This window comes from Rhodococcus sp. LB1 (genome assembly GCF_001583455.1).
Taxonomy (GTDB): domain Bacteria; phylum Actinomycetota; class Actinomycetes; order Mycobacteriales; family Mycobacteriaceae; genus Rhodococcus_F; species Rhodococcus_F opacus.
The window spans coordinates 15,644-19,860 of record NZ_LTCZ01000109.1; the positions used below are offsets into that span (position 1 = coordinate 15,644).

At 65.6% G+C, this 4,217-nt stretch carries 3 protein-coding genes and 2 pseudogenes; all 5 read right to left on the reverse strand.

Annotated elements, in window-relative coordinates:
- Positions 1–1,273, reverse strand: a 1,273-nt coding sequence (locus tag AZG88_RS52620; RefSeq protein WP_197487850.1) for a tyrosine-type recombinase/integrase, incomplete at its 3' end; no start/stop codon positions are given.
- On the reverse strand, positions 1,225–2,106 hold the full coding sequence (locus tag AZG88_RS52625) for a hypothetical protein (protein ID WP_061698396.1): 882 nt from the start codon (positions 2,104–2,106) through the stop codon (positions 1,225–1,227). The genes AZG88_RS52620 and AZG88_RS52625, both read right to left, overlap by 49 nt.
- Positions 2,107–2,187: 81 nt before the next feature.
- On the reverse strand, positions 2,188–3,306 hold the full coding sequence (locus AZG88_RS55565) for a tyrosine-type recombinase/integrase (RefSeq protein ID WP_442971721.1): 1,119 nt from the start codon (positions 3,304–3,306) through the stop codon (positions 2,188–2,190).
- Positions 3,307–3,615: 309 nt separating this feature from the next.
- Positions 3,616–3,739: pseudogene (locus AZG88_RS55570) on the reverse strand (IS630 family transposase); the annotation flags it as partial.
- Positions 3,740–3,868: 129 nt separating this feature from the next.
- A pseudogene (locus AZG88_RS53730) lies at positions 3,869–4,146 on the reverse strand (helix-turn-helix domain-containing protein); the annotation flags it as partial.
- Between the last annotated feature and the right edge of the window lie 71 nt (positions 4,147–4,217).

Consider the following 4,217-nt stretch of genomic DNA (forward strand, 5'->3'; position numbering starts at 1 on the left):
GATGTCCGGGCCCGCCGGTTTCTTCTGCGACACTACTGGCGGTTTGTCCCTCGTCGACGGCGGCGCGCTCGTCGTCGCTGAGTGGGATCGCGGCGAGCATACGCTGGAGATTGTCCTTGGCCTCCAATAGTTGTCCCTTGCCAGATGCCTTGGGGGCGTAGAAGTCGCAGCGGGCGCACGCCATCCTGTGTGGGCATTGCTCGAAGAACGTGTAGGTGCAGTATCCGTGTCCGAGGTCGTAGTACTGCCATGGCGTGTCGTCACCGGCTGCGGCGCCGGAGGTGACGGCATCGCGATCGATGAGGACCTCGATGGTGCGGACGTTGCGGGAGAAGTATCCGGCGTCGGTGTAGGCCCGTGTCAGCGTGGTGGGGCTAATTTTTGCGTAGTACTGGGTGGATTGCGGTGAGCGGTGGCCGAGCCAGGCTTGCAGTTCGAACAGGGTCATCGGTTCCTTGGCGTTGTAGAGCTGGCTGGCGATCGTGGATCGTGCTCGGTGGCTGGTGATGTTCCCTCGGACGTCGGCGGTCGGGACACCGGCCTTGTGGCAGAGCATCGGGATGACCGTGTTGTTGATGTAGGACGAGGAGACCCGGCGTGCGCGGAAGGCGAACAGCAGGTCGACTCGTTCGCCGGTGCGGCGGTCGTGAAACTGCGGTTGTGAGGGGCGCATCGCGTGCCAGGTGTCGAGGGCCTGGCCGAGGATCGGGTCGACCGGCTTGGTGAACGCGGTGCCGGTCTTGTGCGCGGGGACATCGAGCAGGCAGACCGCGTCACGCGCCAGCACCTGATCGGAGTCGCCGACGATGGGGGTGTCGTCGTGCTGCCAGCGGATGCAGCCGACCCGCAGGCGGGCGATCTCGTCGCTGCGCAGTCCGGAGAACAACCAGGACAGTGTGATCGCGTGGACCAGTTCGAACGGGTAGAAGTGCCCGGATTGTGTCTCGGGGAGATCGGCGTGCGACAGATTCAGTCCCGCCCAGAGCAGCTTCGCCCAGATGTCGTCGGCGATCACCCGGGGGTTCGGGCCGAGCAGCGCTGTGATGCTGCGTGGAGTGGCCAGTGCGCGCCCAGGATCGAAGCGTCGGGGTAGCCATTCCCATTCCTGACAGTCAGTGAAGAACCTCCGGATCGCCGAGAGGTGACCGTCCTTGGTCGACGCCGTCAGTGGAGTGCCGAGGCGCTTTTCGAGTCCGGTGGTGCGGTGCACGTAGTCGCCGACGTTCATCCGGTCAGCGCGGCGACCCAGGTCGCGCAGGTCTGCCGGGTCCACGCCGTCGGATCGGCGGCGTCGGGATGCTCGGCTGCGCTCCAGCGGCCGACCTTGAGCAGGCGGGACCGGACGTTGCCGCGTGCCCGCGGCGTCAATGTCGAGGTCGCGTACCAGCGGTCGACCCACTGCTGCCAGATCTGCGCATCGCCGGCCGCCCGCGCAGTGCCACGACCGGTCGTCGCGGACGGCTGGTCACAGAATCCCAGAGCATTCACCGCCCGCTGCACGGCATGCAGAGCGTTCAGCCGTGCGCCGCCGAGCAGTCCGTCACGGCGGACCCGATCGAACAGGTCGGTGCCAAGGTCCTCGAGGTGCGGGCTGCAGTTGAGCAGGAACAGCAGGCAGGCCACCATCGGTAGCAGCGTGTCGTCGCCGTGTCCGAGCCGATAACCCCACTCGGCGAGCACCTGACGAACCCGGGCGATCTCGCCGTTGACTCGGTCGCGCCCGAAGATCCGCCGCGACAGGGTCAGTCGTTGGAAGCTGCCGAGCCGGTGGAACTCAGTGAACGAGCCCAGCAGGTAGGCATGCGCCGCGAGGTAGGGGCGGACCTCGTCGCCGGCCCAGGCGGGTGCGTTCCGGCGGAACTCGGCCTGGTCACGGCCGAGCAGATGGAACCATTCCTCCGCGGTCCAACCCCAGAACGTCCGCCGGACTTCGGCGCATCGCACCAGCAGCACCGCGACCGCATCGGCCATGGCGCGCCGCCGATGGGCGGTGGCCGGGGAATCGAGTCCTGCGTTGACCGTTTCCAGCGGTCGCAGCAGTCGTCCGATCACGCGCCAGCCCGGCGCGTTCGGATCGTGATACTGCAGCCGCCGCAGGTTGCGCACGCCGTGTTCACCGATGGCCCTGACCTCGTCGTCTCGGACCTCGATAGTGGTGTCGAAGTGGTGCGCGACGAGCGGTGAGCATTAACGTGATTCGGAGTCCGGGTTGGCGTTGCCCGACAGCGGCGCGGTCACCGCGGCGTTCCTGGGGTCGGGGCGTCCATGCCTGTGAGCATTGCGATGCGCCAGGCGTGGATGTGGTCCATGCCGCGGCCGAGTTTGTCGGCCAGATCCCGCCCGGACAGGTGGATATATCGCAGCGTCGAGTCCGTATGGCGATGCCCGGCGAAGGTCGCAATCGTGTGCAGTTCCCAGCCCATCCGGGCCAGATCGGTCAGACACAGATGCCGAGTGGTGTGCGTGGAGAACCGCGGAACATCGGCGGCCAGGGCAATCCGTCGCACCACCTTCGACCACGTCCACAGACTTTGGCGGCTGGGCATGATTGCGGCGGGACTCCGACAGGAACAGCGGTCCGCGTGCCCTGCTCAGGCTCGCCCGGTGCGCGAGATAGTTCGACAGCAGCACCCCGGTCGCAGCCGAATACGGCACGACCCGCTCGAGCCGGTTCTTCGTCGTCTCCGCCCTGATCCGCAGGGTGCGGTGGGCCGGGTCGAGATCGCCGGTACGCAGCGAGCACAGCTCCTCACGGCGCAGCGCGGCATCGTAGGCCAGGGCGAGCATCACGCGGTTGCGGACAGGCTCCACGGCGGCGACGGCCAGGATGTCCGCCCACTGCCGCTCGGTGGGAATCCACGGCAGCTTCGTCAACCGAGGCACCAACCCACGCTGATTCCCGCCGCCCCGTCGGCCGGGCGTGAAACGGCCCCGACCAACGGGATTGGACTCGCGCAACCCCTCCTCCATTAGGTGGTCGTAGAACAGCCGCACCGGCACCAGCCGCTGCTGAATCGTGGCATTCGCCAGCCCGGATCCGGAATCGAGCGACACCACATTCGCGCCACGGCGGCTGGGCCGGTCGGTCAACTCCCGCACATAGACGCCGACATGCGCCCGGCTCGCCGTGAGCAGGTCGACACCCTCCCGCTCGCACAGCTCCAGATACTCGGCAAGCCCCCGTGCGTAGGCGTCGATCGTCCGAGGCGCCCTCCCGAGATCGGTCCACACCCGCAGCCATCCGGCCGCCTGCACATGCCGGCTCAACACCGGCCACTTCTCCTCCAACACCACCGTGCCGTTCAAGCCATCTCCTCAGTTCCGTGGTCAACACCGAGGAGACATGATCATCCCCCCGGCCAGATTCCACGTAACTTATAAGATGCTCAAACGGCAGATGTACGGGCGAGCCAACTTCGACCTACTCCGCAAACGCGTCATACATGCCGGATGATCAAGCGCCCCATAGTAATCACGAAATTTGCGCCAGATCCACGTAAGGTTCTGTCTGCCAATTGTGGAGTAGGTGGGTTGTGATTGTTGAGGCGAGAGGGATGCGCCGTCGCGAACCTTTTCGGTGAACAATCGATCTTCCGACAGTTTCCGCGAGTCCAGTTTGTGTGGAGCCACTCCGAAAGCGGCGCCACACTCTCCAGGCAGTGGACTGAGACAAGTCGAGATGCTCCGTCGTCAATCGCGTCGACCAATGGGTCGCGTCCGTCGGAGTCGACTCGAGCGTGTCCTACGCAGGGACGGAACTCACGGCACAGCGTGATCTGCGATTCGTCCAGCAGACCTCGAGGCCCTCGGAACCGGGCGTCGAGATCGGGATCGGTGACCCGTCTTCGACCGTCCCCGTGGAAGCAGTCGCGGTGATCAACTCTTTGATCTTTGCATCGTCGACTGTCCGCGGCCGACCTGGGCGTGGTTCGTCGAGCAAGTCCGTCACATCGAGCGTCGACAGACCTGTTCCGCCGTCGCCTCACCGTCGATCGGTCGAGCTCGAGCCGTTGCGCTACTCCTGAATTCGATATATGACATCGGCGCACGCCAACACGATCTTCGAACCCATCGCCAATCCCGCAGCACTCTTACGCCGACGGGCCAGCCTTCCAACTCGGTCCGCTCGGCGTCACTGAGAATCATCACCGCAGCACGCGGTCCCCGAGTCGACAGTATCAACGGGTGGCCAATTAACCTGGATGCACCGATCTGGA